Genomic DNA, 20,693 nt, shown 5'->3' on the forward strand with positions numbered 1-20,693 from the left:
ATGTCGGCTTCCAATACCGCGATCTATGGCCAAGCCGATCATGACCTGGCGCCGTCCGCGGCGGACGCCGTACAGCTGTCGCCGCTGGTCGTCGGCACCGGCGACATCGCCTCGGTGGCGGACGAATCCTTCGCCGCCGTGACCGTCCGCGCGCCCGCCGGCGCGGTGGAGCGACGATTTGTCCTCGCCCAGGCGTTGCGCGTCCTGGCCCAGGGCGGCCGCATGACCGCCTTCGCGCCGAAGGATCGCGGCGGCCTGCGCCTGAAGAAGGAACTCGAGGCTCTGGGCTGCGAGGTCGGCGAGAGCGCCCGTCGCCACAACCGCATCTGCCTCGTGGTCCGCCCCGCCGTGATAAAAGGCCTGGCCGAGGCCATCGCCGCCGGAGCGCCGCGTCAGATTTCAGAGAACGGCCTGTGGACCCAGCCCGGCGTGTTCAGCTGGGACCGCCTGGACGCCGGCACCAACGCCCTGCTCCAGGTCCTGCCGCCGTTCGCCGGGACCGGCGCCGATTTCGGCGCGGGCATCGGTCTCCTCGCCCTCAACGTCCTGGCCGAGCCCAAGGTCACCAAGCTGACCCTGGTCGAGCTGGATCGCCGGGCGCTGGACGCCGCCCGCCGCAACGTCGCCGATCCGCGCGCCGACTTCGTCTGGGGCGACGTCCGTCAGACCGCATTGACGGATCTGGACTTCATCGTCAGCAACCCCCCGTTCCACGAGGGCGGCGGTGAGGACAAGACCTTGGGCCAGGCCTTCATCGCCTCGGCCGCCGGCGCCCTGCGCAAGGGCGGCCTGCTGTGGATCGTGGCCAATCGCCATCTGCCCTACGAGGCGATCCTCGGCGAGAGCTTCGCCAAGGTCCGGCTGGCCGCCGAGGGCGGCGGCTACAAGGTCTTCGAGGCCCGCAAGTAATGAGCAAGGCCCTCATGGCCCGGCTGGACCGGCTGTTGGCCAACCTCGGCTACGGCAGTCGCAAGGAGGTCCAGGCCCTGGTCGCCAGCGGCAAGGTCGTGCTGGACGGCAAGGTCCTGAAGGACGCCGGCCTTCGCGTCGCCGTCGACGCTAACCTGCCTGAGCGCATGACCATTCGCGGCGTCGCCGTCGACCCGCCGGCTCCGCTGGTGCTGCTGATGCACAAGCCGCTGGGCGTGACCTGCTCGCACAAGGAAGACGGCGAAAAGATCTACGACCTGCTGCCGCGCCGCTGGCGGGTGCGGGACCCGGCCCTGTCGACCGTCGGGCGCCTGGACAAGGACACCAGCGGCCTGATCCTGATCACCGACGACGGCGACTTTCTGCACCGGGTGATCTCGCCCAAGCGGCATGTGCCCAAGACCTATCTGGCTAAGCTTGACCGACCGCTGGCCGGCTCGGAGGGCGAGGTCTTCGCCGCCGGCACGCTGATGCTGGAGGGCGAGGACAAGCCGCTGTTGCCGGCCCAGCTCGACGTCGTCGACGACAAGACCGCCCGGCTGACCATCACCGAGGGCCGCTATCACCAGGTTCGCCGGATGTTCGCCGCCGTCGGCAACCACGTGGTCACGCTGCACCGCGAGCGGATCGGCGGTCTCACCCTGCCCGCCGACCTGGAGCCTGGCCAATATCGCATCCTGCCGGCCGACGAAGCCGAGTCGGTGTTCGCCCATGGCTGATCCGATCCTGGTCGACGCCCGCGGCCATCACTGCCCAGTGCCCACACTGAAGCTGCGCAAGGCCCACGAGACCGCCGCGCCGGGCGCTGAACTTGTCCTGCTGGCCACCGATCCGATGGCCCGGATCGACGTCCCGCACTTCGCCGCTCAGATCGGCGCGACCGTGCTGGAGATCACCGACCAGGACGGCGGCGTCATCCGTTTTCGAGTTCAGAAGGCGTCTTAAGGGGGATCGCCCTTGGCCCTTCCAGGAGGGCGCGCGGGCGTTCGTCCAGGGCGATCTCGACCTCGGTGGCCAGGGCCCCGCCGAAGAAGATGGCGTTCACGCTCCACGACAGCCAGATCAGGAAGATGATCACCGCCGAGATCGAGCCGTAGGTCGCGCCCAGGTGGACAATCTTCTCGACATAGAAGGCGCTGGCCCACGACATGAACACGCAGAGGGCCGCCGCCGCGACGCCGCCCGAGATCGAAGCGCGCCAGCCGACCACCTCGCGCGACATGGCGTAGCGGTAGACAAGGCTCATCCCGACCACGATGCCGAAGCTGGCCCAGGTCCATTCCGACTGGATCCACGAGACCCCGGCCAGCGGCTTCAGATCCATGGCCGAGCCCAGCAGGCGCAGGGTCAGGAACACGCCGGACATGAAGAACAGCAGGCCAAAAGCAGCCATCAACACCAGCAACGCCATCAGGTTGAACCCGAAGAAGCCACGCTGGTCCTCCTCGTCGTGGATGAACGATAGCCCCGCCAGCAGCGCCTTGAAGCCGCGATGGGCGGCATAGGCGCCGACGACCAGCACGACACCGCTCTGCAGCGAAATGGTCTGGCCGGGCGCGTGGGCCAGGCGCGAAAGCTCGTCCTGGAACATCGAGCGGGCCCCGGAGGGAATCAGTTCGGCCAGCTTGGTCGCCTGGCGCGCGGCGCTCTCGGGCGTCAGGAAGAAGCTGTAGAGGCCGATCAGAATCGCCAGTCCGGGAAACACGGCCAGCAGCGCGAAAAACGAGACGCCACCGACGTACAGCATGACGTCGCGGCCCCACAGGCGCGACAGGGCCAAGCCCAGAACGCGGAGGATTTCACGAACCCAGTGGATCGGATCAAGCTGAAGGTCGCGCCAACGAATTTGGTGCTGCGGATCTTGCATCCGGCGGACCATGGCGATGCGGGCCTCCAGAGTCAAAGACGCGCCGCCTAGGGGAAGGCGACGCGTCTCCGCAGGAAGTACCTGTGAACCGACCGCCGCATCGAGGGACGGATGGCGCGACGGCCGGTCGACACACGCAATCTGGGGCTTCGCGCCTGAACCGCACCTGAACGCGATCAGCAGGTTTCAGAGGGCTCCGGCCGCCTTCAACCCCGCGATGGCGTCGGCCGAGAATCCCCAGTCGGCCAGGGCCTCGTCATTGTGGGCGCCGATCTTCGGCGGCGGTCCTTGGATGACGCCCGGCGTGGCCGAGAAGCGCGGGGCGGGCGCGGGCTGGACGACGCCGGCGACCTCGACAAAGGTCTCGCGGGCGGCGTTGTGCGCGTGACGGGGCGCCTCGTCCATGGTCAGGACGGGAGCGAAACAGACGTCCGTGGCGTCCATGATCGCGCACCAGTCGTCGCGGGACTTGGTCTTGATGACGGCCGCCAGCTTCTCACGCAGTTCCGGCCACTCCTCGCGGCTCATCTGATGCTGGAACTGCGGGTCGGAAATCCCGGTCTTCTCCAGCAGCAGCAGGTAGAACTGCGGCTCGATCGAGCCGATCGAGATCCACTTGCCGTCGGCGCATTCATAGGTGTCATAGAAGTGCGCGCCGCCGTCGAGTAGGTTGGCTCGCCGACCTTCGTTCCACATGCCGCCGGCCTTGAAGCCATAGAACATGGCCATCAGCGAAGCCGCGCCGTCGCTCATGGCGCAGTCGATCACCTGGCCCTGCCCCGTCGCGCGGGCGTGGATCACCCCAGCCAGCAGGCCGAAGGCGAGATATAGCGCCCCGCCCCCGAAGTCCCCGACCAGGTTCAGCGGCGGCACGGGCTTGTCGCGCGTCCCGATCGCGGCCAAGGCCCCGGTGATGGCGATGTAGTTCATGTCGTGGCCGGCGGCCTTGGCGTAGGGCCCCGTCTGGCCCCAGCCTGTCATGCGGCCGTAAACGAGCTTTGGGTTGCGAGCCAGAGCCACGTCGGGCCCAAGACCCAGGCGCTCCATGACCCCCGGTCGGAAGCCCTCGATCAGGCCGTCGGCGCTTTCCAGCAGCTTCAGGCAGGTCTCGATCGCCTCGGGATGCTTGAGATCCAACGCCACGGAACGGCGGCCGCGCGCCGTGACATCGGCCGGCGAGCCGCGCCCCTGGCCCTTGCGGTCGATCCGCACCACGTCCGCGCCGAGATCCGACAGCAGCATGCCGCAGAACGGTCCCGGACCGATGCCGGCGAACTCGACGATCTTCAGTCCCGAAAGCGGCCCCTGGCCCATGATCGATCTCCCTATCGGCTCTACGAACGCGGCCGGTTTCGATCACTAGAACGACCCTGACGTTCGGTCAGGCAAGCCCCCATGAGAACGGGCGTCGATTACCCCCCGCCTGCGGCGTTCCGGAGCTTTGACCGCGCAAAGCCTCTGCTATGTTGCAGCGTCGAATCTCAGGGCCGTTGTGGGCGGCCCCCATGAGATTTCGGGCGGAGGTTGGTTTGGCGGTTGACGCCCGGATCCTGATCGTGGCGCGCGACGATGTTCGCGCCGGACCGCTGGCCGAAGGGCTGGACCGGTTGGGCTGGCGCACGATCACCGCCCGCGGCCCCTATGCCGCCCTCGCCGCTTTGGGCGACCTGCCGATCGAGGCGGTCATCGTCGACCTGGCCAGCGCCGGTCCCGAGACCCAGACCCTGGCGCGCCGGCTGAAGGCCGCCGTGGCCCCCCGCCGTCTGCCGGTCATCGCCATCGGCGACCCGGACGGCGATTATCGCAATCAGGCCTTCGACCTGACCCTCTCGCCGCCGCTGCACCCGTCCCAGGCTGCCCTGCGCCTGGAGAGCCTGGTGCGGACGGCGATCGCCGAGGAAGAGTTCGAGCTGCGCCTGGAGACCTTCGGCGAGCGCGGCCGGCGCCTCGATCTGCCCGAGCCCCCGGACACGCCGGTTCGGATCCTGGCGGTGGGCGAACCGGCCCCGCAGTTCCTGGCCCTGTCCAACGCCCTACAAGCGAGTGGAGCGGAGGTGGTCGGCGCTTTCACCGCCTACACGGCCTTCGACTACCTGCACGAGCGGGCCTTCGACTCGGTGGTGCTCTGGGCCGGCGACAGCCAGCAGGAAGCGCTGTCGATCGCGGCCGGCATGCGCCGCAACACCCGCCTCTTCCACATCCCGGCCCTGCTCTATCTGAAGGCCGAGAGCTATGTGACCATGTCCGAGGCGTTCCATCGCGGCGTGTCCGATGTGGCCTCGCCCGAAACGCCCGAGATCGAGACGGCCCTGCGCGTCATGGAGCTGGCCCGCAGCTACCGGCGCGGCGAGTCGATCCGCGGCGCGCTGGAAAAGGCCCGCAGCTCGGGCTTGATGGACGCCGCCACCGGCCTCTTCACCCGCGACCTGTTCGCCGCCCACCTGGCGCGCCTGGCCAAGGCCGCGATCGAGCGCGCCCGGCCTTTGTCGATCTGCGTGCTGCGCGTCGCCGACAAGCCCGAGACCGTCTGGGCTCGCCAGAACGGCTGGCTGGACCGCGCCATCCCGCAGATCGGGTCTATGATCGGCCGCCTGGTCCGCGTCGAGGACACCTCGGCCCGCCTGGCGACCGAAGTCTTCGCCCTGGCCTTGCCGGCGACCAATCTGGGCGCGGCTAAGGCCGCCGCGGAACGGATCGCCGCCGTAATCGGCTGCACCGCCTTCGACGCCGGCGAGGATCGCCCGCCGTTCGTCTGCGAATTCGACATCGGGGTGGCCGAGGTCCAGCAAGGCGAAGGCGCCGTCCGGACCCTCGAGCGCGCCGCCGCCAACGCCCTGCGCCGCGAAGCCAGCTGAGCCAAAGTCGAAGCTAAGATTGGGCGCCGTAACGGCAGCTCCTATATGGAACCTGTCCTGTAGCGGACAACAGTTCCCGAGGAGTACGCCGTGGCCCAGCAGCCTCAGACAGCCCCGCTGATCATCGACGTCGTCGCCGACGTTGTCTGCCCCTGGTGCTATCTCGGCTGGAGACGCCTGAAGTCGGCCCTGGCCCTGCGCCCCGACGTCGAGGCCAAGCTGATCTGGCGGCCCTACCAACTGGACCCGACCCTTCCCGAGGAAGGTGTCGACCGCAAACAGTACATGGCCAGCAAGTTCCGGGACCCCGAGAAGCTGAAGGCCGTCCACGCGGCCCTGGTCGAGGGCGGCGCCGAGGAGGGCATCCGCTTCGACTTCGAGGCGATCGAATTCTCGCCCAACACCAACGCCGCCCATCGCCTGATCCGCTGGGCCCTGACGGCCGGCGCGCAGGACGAGGTCGTCGAGGCGCTGTTCAAGGCCTATTTCACCGACGGCCTCGACATCGGCGACCCGATGGTGCTGGGCGACATCGCCGAAGCCGCCGGCATGGAGCGCCTGGTGGTGCTGCAACTGCTGTCGGAAGGCGCCGACAAGGAGGCCGTGGCCCGCGAGCACGCCATGGCCGTCCAAGGCGGCGTCACGGGCGTGCCGTTCGCCATCTTCGCGGGCAAGGTCGCCGTCGTCGGAGCGGAGTCTCCGGAACGCATCACCCAGGCAATCGACCAGGCCCTGGCTTCGGCGTCCTGATCGGGCGCGCCGACCAGCCAGCTCGGCCTCAAAGGCCACACAACTTCACGACGCTTGCTTTTGGCGCCGCAACAGGCGCATAAGGCCGCTCATCAAGCCTCGTTTCTCCGCCCGAGCATCGTCTCGGCGGCGAAACGAGGCTATTTTCGTTGGAATTCGACCAATAAGCGGTCCAAGGGAAGCGTTACTGGCTTCAGGGGTCCGATTTGGTCATTGGCGCGAGCCGCGCGTTTTTGTGTGCGCGGCCGCAAATGAACTGGACCTAGATGCCCTTCCCCGCCTCCCACCCCGCTCTCGAGCGGGCTCTCGCCGCGCAAGGCTATGCCGAGCCCACCCCCGTCCAGGCCGCCGTGCTGGAAGCCGACGCCGAAGGCCGCGACCTGCTGGTCAGCGCCCAGACCGGCTCGGGCAAGACCGTGGCCTTCGGCCTGGCCGCCGCCCCCACCCTGCTGGGTGACGAAGAGATTCTCGGCCGCGCCGGCGCCCCGCTGTGCCTGGTCATCGCCCCGACCCGCGAACTGGCCATCCAGGTCAATCGCGAGCTGACCTGGCTTTACGCCCAGGCTATGGCCGTGGTGGTCAACTGCGTCGGCGGCATGGACGCCCGTCGCGAGCAGCGCGCCCTGAACTACGGCGCCCACATCGTGGTCGGCACGCCTGGCCGCCTGCGCGACCACATCGAGCGCGGCCACCTGGACCTGTCGGAGCTTAAGGTCGCCGTCCTCGACGAAGCCGACGAGATGCTCGACATGGGCTTCCGCGAAGATCTCGAGTTCATCCTCGACGCCGCCCCGGCCGAGCGCCGCACCCTGCTGTTCTCGGCCACCCTGGCGCGCGAGATCGTGCAACTGGCGAAGAACTACCAGAACGACGCCGTCCGCATCGACACCGTCGGCCGCAACGAACCGCACCGCGACATCGAATATCGCGCCGTCCGCGTCGCGCCCAACGAGGTTGAGCACGCGGTCGTCAACCTGCTGCGCTTCTTCGAAAGCCCGGGCGCGCTGGTGTTCTGCAACACCCGCGAAAGCGTTCGCGCCATGCACAGCAAGCTGCGCGAGCGCGGCTTCGACGTTGTCGGTCTGTCGGGCGAACTCTCCCAGCGCGAACGCGCCGACGCCCTTCAAGCCCTGCGGGACGGCCACGCCCGCGTCTGCGTCGCCACCGACGTCGCCGCCCGTGGCCTGGACCTTCCGGACCTGGGCTTGGTCATCCACGCCGAACTGCCGGTCAACAAGGCCACCCTGCTGCACCGCTCGGGCCGCACCGGCCGGGCCGGCAAGAAGGGCGTCAGCGCCCTGGTCGTCCCCTACACCCGCCGCCGTAAGGCCGAGCAGCTACTGATGGCCGCTGGCGTCGAAGGCCATTGGGGCGGCGCCCCGACCGCCGACGAGATCCGCGTCAAGGACACCGAGCGTCTGCTCGACGACCCGATCTTCGACGAGCCAGCGGTGGAAGAAGACACCGCCCTGGCCGAGGCCATGCTGGCCAAGCGCACACCGCTGGAAATCGCAGCGGCCCTGATCCGCACCCGCCGCGCCAAGCTGCCGGCCCCGGAAGAGATCTATGACGATCCGCGCCACGGCGCCGATCCGGGCCCGCGCGGCCGCGAACCGCGTGAGCCTCGCGAATTCGGCGGCGAACGCGATTTCGGTGAACGCTCCGAGCGCGTCAGCATGGACGGTTCGGCGTGGTTCCGCCTCAACACCGGCCGCCGCAACAACGCCGACCCCAAGTGGCTCATCCCGCTGATCTGCCGTCTGGGCCACATCACCAAGAAGGACATCGGCTCGATCCGGATCTTCGACTACGACACCAAGTTCGAGATCTCGGCCGAGGCGGCCGTCAAGTTCGGCGCAGCGGTCCAGCAGACGGTGCGCGAAGACGTCTCGATCACCCCGACGGCCGCGCCGGCCGCGCGCGAAGCCGGTCCGCGCCGCGAATATGCGCCGCGTCCGCCTCGTGACAACGACGCTCCGCGCGAGTACAAGCCGCGCCCGTCCAGCTACGGCGACGACGGCGTCAGCAACGCCAAGCCGTACGGCCGTGGCGAAGAGCCGAAGGGTGACTACAAGCCTCGCGAGTTCAAGCCCCGCGCTCCGCGTGGCGATGACGCCCCGCGCGACTTCAAACCGCGCGCGCCGCGTGATGAAGCGCCGCGTCCGTATTCGCCGCAGGATTCCGACAGCCCCAAGCGCGCCTACAAGCCGCGCGCCGAAGCTGGCACGGATGCGCCGCGCGAATTCAAGCGCGCTCCGCGTCCGGACGGCGATGGTCCGAAGAAGCCCTTCAAGAAGGCGTTTGGCGACAATGCCGCCGGCGCCAAGCCGTACACGCCCAAGCCCTATGCCGGTAAGCGCGACGACGCGGGCGCCGGTAAGCCTTTCAAGGGTCCCAAGCCCTTCAAGGCCAAGAGCTTCGACGGCAAGCCGGCCGGCAAGCCGTTCAAGAAGAAGTAGTTTTCGTTAGATGCTCCCCCGCTATGCAGGGGAGCTGTCGCGGAGCGACTGAGGGGGCGAACGCGGCATGCGTCCAGCTAGCCCCCTCCGGCCCTCTGGGCCACCTCCCCCGAATCGCGGGGGAGGATTTTTCTTATGCGGCCTGCCCCGCCGACCAGCCGGACGCCCAGGCCCACTGGAAGTTATAGCCGCCCAGCCAGCCGGTCACGTCGACGACCTCGCCGACGAAATAGAGCCCGGGCACGGCCTTGGTCTCCAGTGTCCGCGAGTCGAGTTCGTCCGTATCCACGCCGCCCAGCGTCACTTCCGCCGTGCGATAGCCTTCCGAGCCCACCGGCTTGAAGATCCAGGCGTTGACCGCCGCGGCCAGCCGGCCCAGCACCTTGTCGGAACAGTCGGCGATGTTTCCTTTCGCTCCCTCCTCGTCCTCGGCGATCAACTGCGCGACACGTTTAGGCAGAAGGGTCGCGAGCACCGTCGCCACCGCCTGACGCGGCGAGGCCGTGCGGGCCGCCTTCAGCGCCGCCAGGGCGTCGACGCCCGGCGCCATGTCGATCCGGACCTCGTCGCCCTCGCGCCAGTAGGACGATATCTGCAGGATCGAGGGGCCGGACAGGCCTCGATGGGTAAACAGCATCCCTTCGCGGAACTTGGTCTTGCCGTGGGCGACCACGGCGTCCAGCGCCACGCCCGACAATGGGGTCAGCCGCGCCAGTATGCCGGCCTCGAAGGTCAGCGGCACCAGAGCCGGACGAGTCTCGACGATGTTCAGCCCGAACTGCTTGGCGATCTCGTAGCCCAGGCCCGTCGCGCCCATCTTCGGGATCGACTTGCCGCCGCACGCCACCACAAGCGACGCGCAGCACACCGCGCCGGAAGACAGTTCAACCTCGAAACCGGTTTCGGTCTTGGCCACGTCTTGGAAGCTCGTTTCCAGCCGCAGCTTGACGCCGGCGGCCTTCATCTCGGTCAGCAGCATGTCGATGATCTGCCTGGCCGAGCCGTCGCAGAACAACTGCCCCAACGTCTTCTCGTGGTAGGCGATGCCGTACCGCTCGACGAGCGCGATAAAGTCCTTGGGCCGATAGCGGCGCAGGGCCGACAGGGCGAACTTCGGGTTGGCCGACAGGAAATTATGGATCGACGCGCCGGTGTTGGTGAAGTTGCACCGCCCGCCGCCGCTGATGCGGATCTTCTCGCCGGGGGCCTTAGCATGGTCAATGACCAGCACCGAGCGCCCGCGCTTGCCGGCCTCGATGGCGCACATCATGCCGGCCGCGCCTGCGCCGATCACCAGGACGTCGAAGTTTTCCAAGGTCTTCCCGCTACTTGCTCCGGCCTCTTCGACCGGAGCCTGACGGCGGAGTCAATCAGCCCGCGTGACGATAGCCCGGCCGCGAACCCGCCTGTTGGCGCTGCGGCGCCGTCTTCGCGCTGACCTCGAAGCGGCCGATCATGCGCACGAGCCCGCTGATGTCGCTCTTCAGCGCGTGGCTGACGGCGGTGGCCTGCTCGACCATGGCCGCGTTCTGCTGAACGCCCTGGTCCATCTGGTTGACGGCGGTGTTGACCGCGCTGAGGCCCGTTGCCTGTTCCCGGGCGGAGGCCGCCAGTTCGGACACCAGGGCGTCGATCTCGCCGACCTTCAGCACGATGCCGTCCAGGGCTTCGCCGGTCTGGCCGACCAGCCGCACGCCCTCGTCGACCTGGGCGGTCGAGGCGCTGATCAGGGTCTTGATCTCCTTGGCCGCATCCGCCGAACGCTGGGCCAAGGCCCGGACCTCCTGGGCGACGACCGCGAAGCCCCGGCCGCTTTCGCCTGCGCGGGCCGCTTCAACCCCGGCGTTCAGCGCCAGCAAGTTGGTCTGGAAGGCGATCTCGTCGATGACGCCGACGATATTGCCGATCTGGGTGGAGGACTTCTCGATGCCGGTCATGGCCGCGACCGCGCCGCGCACGACCTCGCCCGAGCGCGCGGCGTCCGAACGGGTGGAGGTGACCACGCGGCTGGCCTCACCGGCGCCCTGCGAGGCGCGGCGGACGGTGGCGGTGATCTCGTCAAGGGCCGCGGCGGTCTCTTCCAGGCTGGCGGCCTGTTGCTCGCTGCGGCGGGCGGTGTTGTCGGCGGCGGCGGCGATCTCGTCGGCGCTGCCGCCGACGGTCCCGGCCACGGCGACAATGCCGCCCATGGCTTCGTCCAGTTGGGCGATGGCGGCGTTGAAGTCGTCGCGGATGGCTTCATAGCCTCGCGGGAAGGCGTCCGTGAGGCGGACCGTCAGGTCGCCGCCCGACAAGCGGGACAGGGCGTTGGCCAGCCGCTCCATGGCGAAGGCCTGGTCCTTGGCCGCGGCCGAGGAGACCGCCTCGCTACGGGCTCGCTCACTGTCGCTGGCGGCCGAGATCCGGGCCTGTTCGGCTTCCGAGGAGCGCAAGGCCACGGCGTTGTCCTTGAACACCTGGACGGCGCGGGCCATCAGCCCGACCTCGTCCTTGCGCCCGGCCCCCACCACCTCGACGTCCAGACTACCGTCCGCCAGATCGGTCATGCCGCGCGACAGCGACCGCAGTGGGCGCGAAATCTTCGACGAACCGATCCACAGGGCGAACAGCATGCCGCAGGCCGCAGCGCCCAGGCCGAACAGCAGGGTCAGCCACGAGCCGGCGGCCGCCGACTTGCCGGCCGTCTCGACCATGACCGCCGTCTGCTTGTTGTAGACGTCGCCCCAGGCCTTGCCTTCCTTGGCCATGGCGTCGATGGCCGGATCGACCCGGGTCAGGCCGCTGACGGCGCCGGCGTCGTCGTTCTTCAGGGCCAGATCGGCGGCGGACCGGGCGTCGAGATAGGCCGCGTCCAGCTTGGCCTTCATCCCGGCCGTGTAGTCGGCGGTCGTCGGATCGGCGGCGGCGATCTTGTCGAGGCTCTCCTTGCCCTCGCCATAGACCTTGTCGAGCTCCTTGGACGCCGCGGCGGCCTGCGCTGACGCACCCTCGTAGGTCGCCGTCCGATGGGCCGCGTAGCCCATCATGCTGATCCGGCGCAGGAAACGGGCCGATTGCACCTCGGCGGGCGAGCGATGCTTGACCAGCTGCTCGGTGGCGGCCTCGGCGCGCTTCTGCTGCCAGACGCCCAGGCCGGCGCAGGCCAGCGTGGCGGCCGCCAGCACGGCGGCGGGCAACAGAACCTTGGAGGAGATCTTCAGGTCGTCGAGCTTCACGGCGTTTCCCCACTCCTCCCGACACCACTACACGGCGTCGCCTGAGTTATTCCGTTCCCTGCAGACACCGGTGTCAGGCGAATCGTAATGCGCCGGCTCAATTGCGCGCGAGAGTCCGGCGCAGACCGTAAATGAGCGCTTAAAAGGGCCCAGACCGCTTGACCTTCTCGCGAGAGGCGCTACGACGCACGCCCCTCCCGACCGACAACATCGAGCCATCCCATGACGGCCGCTCCAGCTGCGCCGACCATTGGCGTCGACTTTGGCACCACCAATACCGTCGTCTCGCTGACGCGCGGCGACGATCACGCGCACCTGGTCCGCTTCTCGATCGACAATCGGGAGCTGTTCGCCTTCCGCTCGGCGCTGAGCTTCCACAGCGTCCAGGGCCAGAACGGCGCGGTGAACGAGCGCGTGGTCGAGGCCGGCCCGTGGGCCATCGAGTCCTATCTGGAAGATCCGCTGGAGACGCGCTTCATCCAGTCGTTCAAGACCTTCGCCGCCTCGCAAGCCTTCACCGAGACGCGGATCCTGAACAAGCGCTACCTGTTCGAGGACCTGCTGGCCGCCTTCCTGCTGCGCCTGCAGGAGCATGCCGCGGGTCAGCTGGACGCCCTGCCCCCGCGCGTCATCGTCGGCCGTCCGGTGACCTTCGCCGGCAGCTCGCCGAACGAGACCCTGGCCCTGACGCGCTATGAAGAGGCGTTCAAGCGCCTGGGCTTCACCGATATCCGCTATGCGTACGAGCCGGTCGGCGCGGCCTTCTTCTTCGCCCGTCAGCTGACGGAGGACGCCACGGTGCTGGTGGCAGACTTCGGCGGCGGCACGAGCGACTTCTCGCTGGTCCGCTTCGAGCGCGACGCCGATGGCACGCTACGCTCGACGCCGCTGTCGCGCTCGGGCGTCGGCATCGCCGGCGACGCCTTCGACTACCGGATCATCGACCAACTGGTGTCGCCGGAGCTGGGCAAGGGCTCGGACTACCGGTCGTTCTCCAACAGCCTGCCGATCCCGCAACGCTATTACGCCGCCTTCGCCCGCTGGGACCAGTTGGCCCTGCTGCGCGCCTCCAAGGACATGCGCGACATCCGCGCCCTGGAGCGCACGGCCGTGGAGCCCGAGAAGATCGCCGCCCTGATCGAAGTGCTGGACGGCAATCACGGCTACGCTCTCTACAAGTCGGTCTCGGCGCTGAAGGAGGCGCTGTCGGCCCAGACGGAAGCGACGTTCCACTTCGCCGCGGGCTCGGTCGAGATCGAGAAGCCGGTTCAGCGCAGCGAGTTCGAGAGCTGGATCGCCCCGGAACTGACCGCCATCGAGACCGCCGTCGGCCAGGCTCTGGAGCGCGCGAACCTGACCGAGGCCGGCGTCGACCGCGTCTTCCTGACGGGCGGCAGTTCGTTCGTACCGGCCGTGCGCGAGATCTTCCTGCGCCGCTTCGGAGCCGAAAAGATCGAGAGCGGCGGCGAGTTCGAGTCGATCGCCTCGGGCCTGGCCCTGATCGGGCGCGAGAACGATCTGGATCTCTGGACGATGCGCGCCGAGTAGGCTTTCTCGCCGCATGGTCGTGTTGGGTCGTTTCGCATAAGGTTAACGCGACCGATTCACGTCGCGACCTTGTGGGGCAACGAGTCCAGTGCCGATTTCGTACCTCTCCGCCGCCCAGATCGCCGCTCTGTCGGCGTCGACGATCACCAATCTCTCGACCACCAAGCTGGAGACCCTGGCCAGCACCCAGGTCGCCGCCCTGTCGAACACGGCCTTGGGCAGCCTGTCCGCCAGCCAGGTCTCGGCCCTGTCGAACACCGCCGTGAAGGGCCTGACGGCCACCCAGATCCCGGCCTTCGCCCCGAACCTGATCTTCGACGCCGAGCAACTGGCGGCGTTCAGCGGCGGTCAGCTGAACGCCCTGACCTCGACCCAGCTGGCCAAGCTGGACACCGAACGGCTGGAGAAGCTGAGCGCCGCCCAGATCGGCGCGCTGGACACCACGCACTTCACGGGCCTGGACGGCACCCAGATCACGGCGTTGAACACCACCCAGGTCAAAAGCCTGACGGCGGCGCAGATCGGGGCCATGAGCCTGGAAGACCTGGGCGAGATGTGGCCCGATCAGTTGCAGGCCTTGTCGCCAACCCAGCTGTCGGCCCTGCCCGCCACCCTGATCCCGGCCTTGGACGACCTGCAGTTCGCGGCCTTGACGACCAGCCAGTTCAAGGGCCTGACCGCGACCCAGGTCGGATCGCTGTCGCTGGATCAACTCAGCGACCTCGACACGGACTTCAACGTCTTCTCGGCGGCTCAATTGGCCGGACTGACTGGCGCCCAGACCGACTCCCTGTCCAACACCCAGTTCTCGGCCCTGACCGCGACACAGTTGGCGGGCCTTTCCAGCAGCGGCTTCACAGGCCTCTCGGCCACCAAGGTCGCCGCCCTGACGGCCACCCAGATCGGTGGCCTCACCGCCGCCCAGGTCCGGACGCTGAGCGTCACCGACTTCACCAAGCTGACCCCGACCCAGGTGGCGGGTTTCACGGCGGGCCAGCTGTCGGCGCTGTCGACCGAAAACTTCAACGCCCTGTCGGCCACTCAGATCGCAGCCCTGAGCTCGACCCAGCTAGCGGGCCTCGCGGCCACCCAGATCGCCGGCCTGACGGCGACCGACTTCGCCGAGCTGTCGGCCACCCAGTTCCAGAGTCTAAGCTCCAGCCAGATCGGCGGGTTGTCGGCCGAGAATCTGTCCGGCCTGGACGCGACCGCCTTCCAGACGATCAGCGCGACCCAGATCACCGGACTGACCGCGACCCAGCTGGCCGGTCTTTCGACCACGGACATGGCCGAGTTCTCGACCACCCAGGTCCGCGCCCTGAGCAGCGGCCAGCTGGGCGCGATCTCAATCACCGACCTGTCGGCCCTGTCGGGCACCCAGGTCGGAGCCCTGACGACCAGCGCACTGCGGGGTCTGTCTCCCTATCAGATGCGCAGCTTCTCGCAGGTCGAGTTCAGCCAATTCAGCGTGACCCAGGTCCAGTCGCTGAGCTCCACTCAGATCGGTTCGTTGGGCACGACGGTGATCGCGGGACTGACCACGACCCAGGTCAGCTACCTGTTGCCGGCCCAGATCCCAGGCCTGACCCTGAACCAGCTACAGGCGCTGTCGTCGACCAACCTGGCGTCCATGACCCCGCTGCAGGTCGGCGCCCTGACGCCGACCCAGGTCGCCAGTCTCTAGGTCCGAAAGCCTGGGGAAGAGAAAGCGCCTAGACGAACCGCGTCGCCCGGGCGTCTGATGGCGTCTCTCCAAAGAGGCGCTCCATGATCCGTTCCGCCCTTCCCGTTCTCGCCGCCGCCGCCAGCCTGATGCTAGCCGCGCCCGCCCAGGCGCAGACCGGCCCGCTGGGCGCGATCGGTCTCTGGAAGATCGATCTCGCGGCCTCGCACTTCAATGAGGCCCTGACTGGCCCGGCGCCGCTGAGCGCGGAACTCGACGTCACCAAGGACGACGGCAGGAGTCTGGCCTGGACGCTGATTGAGGAAGACGAAAGCGGCCTGGCCGCCATCCAGTTCGCCGACGCCCCCTTGGACGGCACGCCGACCAAGGCCGTGGTCAACACCCAGATCGTGATGATCAGCGTCCGTCGCGACGGGACCAGCGGCGTGATCAGCGGCGTGACCAGCGGCGTGACCAGCGGCGTGACCAGCGGCGTGACCGCCGTGACCAGCAACAAGAGCGGCCGCAAGCAGTCTATGAAGGTCTGGCTCGTGGACGCCAACACGCTGAAGGTCGAACAGGACGTCGACGGCCAACCGGGCCCGCCAGACCAGAGCCTGACCTTCAAGCGCGTGCGCTAACCTTTGGCTGAAAGCGCCTTGCCCAGATAGTTGGCCAGCACATCCACCCGCGCCGGACGCGGACCGCCGGGCGGCATCACCAGGTGCAAGGCGATCGGCGCGGCCGTCCAGTCGACCAGGATCGCCTCCAGCCGGCCGTCGGCCACGGCCGGGCCGACGATGAAGTCGGGCAGCACCGCCACGCCGACCCCGGCGATCAAGGACGGGACCAGCACGTCGCCATTGTTGGCGCGGATCACCGACTTGGGGCGCACCGAGGCTTCCTCGCTGCCTCTCTGGAAGCGCCAGGTCTCGGGCGCGGCCTGGTGGCCGTAGGTCAAGCCGCGATGCTCGGCCAAGCCCGCCGGATGGCCGGGCCGTCCATGCTTGTCCCAGTAGGCCGGCGCGGCCACGACGTGCCTCTTCACGCCCCGCAAGCGGCGGGCGACCAAGGAACTGTCCGGCAGCGATGCCACGCGCAGGGCGAGGTCGAAGCCCATGCCGACAAGATCGACCGTGGCGTCCGACAGGTGCAGGTCGACCGAGACGTCGGGATAGGCCTCGAAGAAGCCCGGCAGCACCGGCCCCAGGGTGGTGATACCCAGCGACATCGGCACGGCCATCCGCACCGTCCCCCGCGGCGCCGAGGACTGGCTGGAGGCCTCCTCCTCGGCGGCTTGCGCCTCGGCCAGCACGCGGCTGGCGCGCTCGACCAGGGACTGGCCGGCGTCGGTCAGCGCCAGGCGGCGCGAGGTACGATTAAAGAGGCGCGCGCCGAGACGTTCCTCAAGGCGAGTCACCGCCTTCGACACCGTGGCCTTGGACATCGCCAGCTCCTCGGCGGCGGCGGCGAACGAGCGCAGTTCCACCACCTTGGCGAACACGGCGAGGCCTTCGAGATCGGGCAGTTTGGACATGACGAGAGCTTAGTTTTGGAAACGATAAGTTTCAACAGTTTCCATTTCGGATCCTGTGCGATCCCCTATCTTCTCCTCAACAGGACGCGCCGACGCGGCGCACCGAGGGCCAAGGCCCAGAGGGAAAGAAAGGTTAGAGCCATGATCGACCGCAGACCGTTCGACAAGCTTGGCGGCGCCAACCACGGTTGGCTGAACGCCAAGCACCACTTCTCGTTCGCCAGCTACTACGATCCCAGCAACATGAACTGGGGCGCCCTGCGGGTGTGGAACGACGACGAGATCGCCCCCAACACGGGCTTCCCGCCGCATCCGCACAGCGACATGGAAATCATCACCTACGTCCGCGACGGCGCGATCACCCACCAGGACAACCTGGGCAACAAGGGTCGCACCGAGGCCGGCGACGTCCAGGTGATGAGCGCAGGCACGGGCATCCGTCACTCGGAGTACAATCTCGAGCCGGAAACCACCCGGATCTTCCAGATCTGGATCGAGCCCAAGACCTTCGGCGCGGCTCCCTCGTGGGGCGCCAAGCCGTTCCCGAAGGGCGACCGCTCGGGCAAGTTCGTGACCCTGGCTTCGGGCTTCAAGGATGACGCCGACGCCCTGCCGATCCGCACCGACGCCCGCGTTCTGGGCGCCACGCTGAAGGCCGGCGAAAGCACCACCTACGCTCTGGGCAAGGACCGCAGCGGTTACCTGGTCCCGGCCGTCGGGGTCGTCGAAGTCAACGGCGTCAAGCTGAACGCCCGCGACGGCGCCGGCATCAAGGACGAGGACGTCATCACCGTCACCGCCCTGGAAGACGCCGAACTCGTCCTGGTCGACGCAGCCTAAGCGCGGCCGTTCCATTCAAGAGCCGGCGCGAGGAAACTGAAATCCTCGCGCCGACTTTCCTCCCCGACATTCGTTTCCAAGGAGGCCGCCATGGCCAAGGTTCTCGTCCTCTACTACTCGTCGTACGGCCACATCGAGACGATGGCCAAGGCCGTCGCCGAAGGCGCTCGCGAAGCCGGCGCTCAGGTCGACATCAAGCGGGTGCCCGAAACTGCCCCGCCTGAAGTCGCCAAGAACGCCCACTTCAAGCTCGACCAGGAAGCGCCTGTGGCCTCCATCGCCGACCTGGCCGACTACGACGCGATCATCGTCGGCACGGGCACCCGCTTTGGCCGCATGAGCTCGCAGATGGCGGCGTTCCTCGACCAGGCCGGCGGCCTGTGGGCTCGCGGCGCCTTGCACGGCAAGGTCGGCGGCGCGTTCACCTCGACGGCGACGCAACACGGCGGTCAGGAGACCACCCTGTTCTCGATCATCACCAACCTGCTGCACTTCGGCATGGTGATCGTGGGCATGGACTATGGCCACGCCGGCCAGATGACGCTGGATGAAATCACCGGCGGCAGCCCCTACGGCGCCACCACCATCGCCGGCGGCGACGGCTCGCGTCAGCCCACCGAGAACGAGCTGACCGGCGCTCGCTACCAAGGTCGCAAGATCGCGGAAACGGCCGTCAAGCTGCACGGTTAAGCAACTGCACGGCTGATCCTCTCCCCCCAAGGATCTATAGCCGCAGCCGCCGTCCGCACCCTCCCCCCAGGCGGACGGCCAACGACCGCCCCGAGGCTCCCCTCCGCCTCGGGGCGGTTTTCGTTTTGGTCTAGTGCGTCGGGTCGAAGTCCGCCTTCGCGCCCGACACGTAAGCGTCCCACTCGGCCGGCGTGTGGACGTCCAGGCCCTTATCCCAGGCCGCGCCCATGTAGTAGACGAACGGCTTGCCTGGCTCGACCTTGATCAGGACGAGATAGTTGTCGAAGTCCTGGCGCACCTCGACGACTGACTTGGGGTCGACCATCAGGGCGATGGCCATCGCGCCCTTTTCCGGATCGGCCGGCTCCCAGAACGTCACGCGGCCGGGCGCCAGGTCCTTCTTGAACACGCCTGAGCCGCTGGCGCGCTTGCGCTTGCTGATGCCGATGCCGACCACCAGAGGACCCGGCTTGTCGGAGCTGATGGTGGAGACCATCCGCGTGAAGTTCGTACCCAGCGGCAGGGTGAAGGTCCGCGTCTCCCAGACCTTGCGATCCACATCGACCGGCCACGGCGCGTAGTCGACGCTGAAGCTGGCCACATCCGGGCCATTCTGGATCATCTTCCAACTGGACCAGTTGCGCGAGGTCCACAGCTTGTTGTCCTGCCAGACGCCCAGCCCGCCCGCGCCTCGTCCCGTGCCGACGTCGTAGAAGTCCAGGCCTTCGCCGTGGTTCTGGTGCTGGTCGCCGGTCTTCAGCTGGCGGTCCATATAGGGCCAGCGCTCGCTCTTGCCCCAGGCGTCGATGCCGGAGGTCGACGGCGGCTCGGCCTTCTCCAGGTCGCGGCTGTAGATCCGGTGGGCGGTGCGGTCGTTTTCCCAGAGGATGTCGTTGAAGCGGTAAGGCGCCAGCACGACGGCGGCGCGCGGCTTCTGGCCCTCGGCGTCGGGCTTCTCCAGGGGCTTGGCGGGGGCATGCTCCTGGGCGTGAGCGGCGGTCAGCGACAGGGCAAACGCGGCGGCGAGGGAGAGACGCTTCATCATCGGGACGCTCATCTCAGTGGAACTGCGTGAACTTTGCCAGGGCCGCGCGGGCGCAACCGTCGGCCGTCTCGTGGGTGGTGTCGGCGATCGCCAGGCCGCCGACGACGGTGGTCCCCACATGCAGCGGCAGCGAGCCGGCGTGCGGGTTCAGGTGGTCGGGATCGGCGGCGATCTTGGCGGCGAACTCGGGATCGGACTTCTGGCGCGGCTCCATGATCGAGCCGGGCTGGTCGAAGACGACCGCGGCATTGGCCTTACGGGGCGCGGCGATCGGCGGCTTGGGGCTGAGTTCGTCGCGCAGCACCACCAGCGGATTGCCCTGGGCGTCGACCACGGCGGCCGAGACATGCGCGCCCTGGGCGGCGCAGGCGCCGATGGCGGCCCTCGCCAGATCGATCGCGACGGGAAGCGTCAGGACTTGAGGTTCAGGCGTCGTCGCCAGACCAGCGGCAAAAGCCAGGATCGTCAACATCGTGCTTCCTCCCAGAAGTCTCGCTTCCGGATATAGCGCGCGGCAAAAATTGGTCTAGCCAAATTTTGAAATTGGATAATCCAGCTCGTCAGCGAACCCTGGGACGCACCACGGCGACCAGCCAGCCGCCGCCCCAAGGCGTGTTGATCACCGCCTCGTCGAGCACCTCGCCCAGGACCTTCAGGCGATGCCAGAGGCGTAGCGGCTTCAGCGCCAGCCACATGGTTAGGCCCACAGCGCCGCCCGGCTTGAGGTTCGTTTTATAGTGAGCCACTAGGTCCTCGACCTCGCCCAGATGTTCGATGCATTCAGAGAACACCACGACATCGAAGGTCTCGTCGGTCGCGAAGGTCCGCCCGTCGCCCAGCAGCATCTTGACCTCGCCGATGGCGATCTCGGCCGCGAGACGCACCTCGCCACGCTCGACGGCGGGCCTGGAGAAGTCCACCCCGACATAGCGGGCCGGCCTGTGCGCGCGCATGGCCTCGTAGAACACGCCCTCGCCCGCCCCGATCTCCAGCACGCGCGGATTGGGCCAGCGGTCGGCGATCATGGCGGCCAGCAGGCGGTGGTGGTGACGTTGCTCCGAGCGGTTCAGGCGGTCGTAGATCCCGTCCTGATATTCGGCGTCCCACTTCTCGACAGGCGCGGCGACGATCGGCTTGCCCCGCTTGCGCATGAACAGCTCGCCCAGCCACGGCCTGTCCAGCGAGAGAAGCTCCGTGAACCGGCGCCAGCGCAGATAGGCCATAGCATTTCCCCCGAGAGCCCCGTTCCCGGATAGGAAAAGGGCCCGGCGCTGTCCAGCGCCGGGCCCCTTAA

General features: G+C 68.1%; 19 protein-coding genes. 11 read left to right on the forward strand and 8 right to left on the reverse strand.

What is annotated here, in order from left to right:
- The 3 genes from CSW62_RS11770 to CSW62_RS11780 are packed head-to-tail and all read left to right on the forward strand — an operon-like array spanning window position 1 to window position 1,875.
- On the forward strand, window positions 1-909 hold the full coding sequence (locus CSW62_RS11770; RefSeq protein WP_099577995.1) for a class I SAM-dependent methyltransferase: 909 nt from the start codon (window positions 1-3) through the stop codon (window positions 907-909).
- Entirely contained in the window at window positions 909-1,649 is a 741-nt protein-coding gene (locus CSW62_RS11775; protein ID WP_099577997.1) for a pseudouridine synthase, read from the forward strand. Before CSW62_RS11770 ends, CSW62_RS11775 begins: the two co-directional genes overlap by 1 nt.
- Window positions 1,642-1,875 (forward strand): sulfurtransferase TusA family protein, encoded by a 234-nt coding sequence (locus CSW62_RS11780; RefSeq protein ID WP_099577999.1) that lies wholly within the window; start codon window positions 1,642-1,644, stop codon window positions 1,873-1,875. Before CSW62_RS11775 ends, CSW62_RS11780 begins: the two co-directional genes overlap by 8 nt.
- Here the strand turns inward: CSW62_RS11780 and CSW62_RS11785 are convergent.
- The gene (locus tag CSW62_RS11785; protein WP_369827547.1) at window positions 1,844-2,809 is read right to left on the reverse strand and encodes a YihY/virulence factor BrkB family protein; all 966 of its coding nucleotides are present in this window, start codon (window positions 2,807-2,809) and stop codon (window positions 1,844-1,846) included. The genes CSW62_RS11780 and CSW62_RS11785 overlap by 32 nt on opposite strands.
- A 174-nt stretch (window positions 2,810-2,983) precedes the next feature.
- Complete coding sequence (locus tag CSW62_RS11790; protein WP_099578003.1) at window positions 2,984-4,111, reverse strand: CaiB/BaiF CoA-transferase family protein; 1,128 nt, start codon at window positions 4,109-4,111, stop codon at window positions 2,984-2,986.
- Between the two features lie 215 nt (window positions 4,112-4,326).
- Between CSW62_RS11790 and CSW62_RS11795 the strand changes: the two genes are divergently transcribed.
- The 3 genes from CSW62_RS11795 to CSW62_RS11805 all read left to right on the forward strand — a co-directional run bounded on the left by CSW62_RS11795 (window position 4,327) and on the right by CSW62_RS11805 (window position 8,861).
- Window positions 4,327-5,652 carry a diguanylate cyclase domain-containing protein gene (locus tag CSW62_RS11795; protein WP_099578005.1) on the forward strand — a complete coding sequence of 442 codons (1,326 nt, stop codon included), beginning with the start codon at window positions 4,327-4,329 and terminating at the stop codon, window positions 5,650-5,652.
- Between the two features lie 90 nt (window positions 5,653-5,742).
- Window positions 5,743-6,402 carry a DsbA family oxidoreductase gene (locus tag CSW62_RS11800; protein WP_369827458.1) on the forward strand — a complete coding sequence of 220 codons (660 nt, stop codon included), beginning with the start codon at window positions 5,743-5,745 and terminating at the stop codon, window positions 6,400-6,402.
- 266 nt (window positions 6,403-6,668) lie between these two features.
- Window positions 6,669-8,861: a DEAD/DEAH box helicase gene (locus tag CSW62_RS11805; RefSeq protein WP_099578007.1), complete on the forward strand. Its 2,193-nt coding sequence runs from the start codon at window positions 6,669-6,671 to the stop codon at window positions 8,859-8,861.
- Between the two features lie 133 nt (window positions 8,862-8,994).
- On the opposite strand, the gene CSW62_RS11815 is transcribed toward CSW62_RS11805, so the two are convergent.
- On the reverse strand, window positions 8,995-10,176 hold the full coding sequence (locus tag CSW62_RS11815) for an NAD(P)/FAD-dependent oxidoreductase (protein ID WP_099578009.1): 1,182 nt from the start codon (window positions 10,174-10,176) through the stop codon (window positions 8,995-8,997).
- Between the two features lie 55 nt (window positions 10,177-10,231).
- Entirely contained in the window at window positions 10,232-12,076 is a 1,845-nt protein-coding gene (locus tag CSW62_RS11820; protein WP_099578011.1) for a methyl-accepting chemotaxis protein, read from the reverse strand.
- 222 nt (window positions 12,077-12,298) lie between these two features.
- Between CSW62_RS11820 and CSW62_RS11825 the strand changes: the two genes are divergently transcribed.
- The 3 genes from CSW62_RS11825 to CSW62_RS11835 all read left to right on the forward strand — a co-directional run bounded on the left by CSW62_RS11825 (window position 12,299) and on the right by CSW62_RS11835 (window position 15,928).
- Complete coding sequence (locus CSW62_RS11825) at window positions 12,299-13,624, forward strand: Hsp70 family protein (RefSeq protein ID WP_099578013.1); 1,326 nt, start codon at window positions 12,299-12,301, stop codon at window positions 13,622-13,624.
- 88 nt (window positions 13,625-13,712) lie between these two features.
- Window positions 13,713-15,308, forward strand: coding sequence for an ice nucleation protein (locus CSW62_RS11830; RefSeq protein WP_099578015.1), 1,596 nt, complete (start codon window positions 13,713-13,715; stop codon window positions 15,306-15,308).
- An 83-nt stretch (window positions 15,309-15,391) separates the two neighbouring features.
- Window positions 15,392-15,928 (forward strand): hypothetical protein, encoded by a 537-nt coding sequence (locus CSW62_RS11835; protein WP_099578017.1) that lies wholly within the window; start codon window positions 15,392-15,394, stop codon window positions 15,926-15,928.
- On the opposite strand, the gene CSW62_RS11840 is transcribed toward CSW62_RS11835, so the two are convergent.
- Entirely contained in the window at window positions 15,925-16,824 is a 900-nt protein-coding gene (locus tag CSW62_RS11840; protein ID WP_099578019.1) for a LysR family transcriptional regulator, read from the reverse strand. The two genes, CSW62_RS11835 and CSW62_RS11840, sit on opposite strands and share 4 nt — an antisense overlap.
- Before the next feature lie 141 nt (window positions 16,825-16,965).
- Here CSW62_RS11840 and CSW62_RS11845 point away from each other — a divergent pair, with 141 nt between their 5' ends.
- Together CSW62_RS11845 and wrbA are read left to right on the forward strand one after the other, a co-directional pair.
- Window positions 16,966-17,664, forward strand: coding sequence for a pirin family protein (locus CSW62_RS11845; protein ID WP_099578021.1), 699 nt, complete (start codon window positions 16,966-16,968; stop codon window positions 17,662-17,664).
- A 90-nt stretch (window positions 17,665-17,754) separates the two neighbouring features.
- A complete protein-coding gene (gene wrbA / locus CSW62_RS11850; protein ID WP_099578023.1) occupies window positions 17,755-18,354 on the forward strand; it encodes an NAD(P)H:quinone oxidoreductase in 600 nt (199 codons plus the stop codon).
- Between the two features lie 130 nt (window positions 18,355-18,484).
- Here wrbA and CSW62_RS11855 read toward each other — a convergent pair whose 3' ends face one another.
- The 3 genes from CSW62_RS11855 to CSW62_RS11865 all read right to left on the reverse strand — a co-directional run bounded on the left by CSW62_RS11855 (window position 18,485) and on the right by CSW62_RS11865 (window position 20,622).
- Window positions 18,485-19,399, reverse strand: a complete 915-nt coding sequence (locus tag CSW62_RS11855) for a DUF4861 family protein (protein ID WP_099582264.1) — start codon at window positions 19,397-19,399, stop codon at window positions 18,485-18,487.
- A 13-nt stretch (window positions 19,400-19,412) separates the two neighbouring features.
- On the reverse strand, window positions 19,413-19,871 hold the full coding sequence (locus CSW62_RS11860; RefSeq protein ID WP_099578025.1) for a heme-binding protein: 459 nt from the start codon (window positions 19,869-19,871) through the stop codon (window positions 19,413-19,415).
- 88 nt (window positions 19,872-19,959) lie between these two features.
- Window positions 19,960-20,622, reverse strand: a complete 663-nt coding sequence (locus CSW62_RS11865; protein ID WP_099578027.1) for a cyclopropane-fatty-acyl-phospholipid synthase family protein — start codon at window positions 20,620-20,622, stop codon at window positions 19,960-19,962.
- Between the last annotated feature and the right edge of the window lie 71 nt (window positions 20,623-20,693).

Source organism: Caulobacter sp. FWC2 (assembly GCF_002742625.1).
Taxonomy (GTDB): Bacteria; Pseudomonadota; Alphaproteobacteria; order Caulobacterales; family Caulobacteraceae; genus Caulobacter.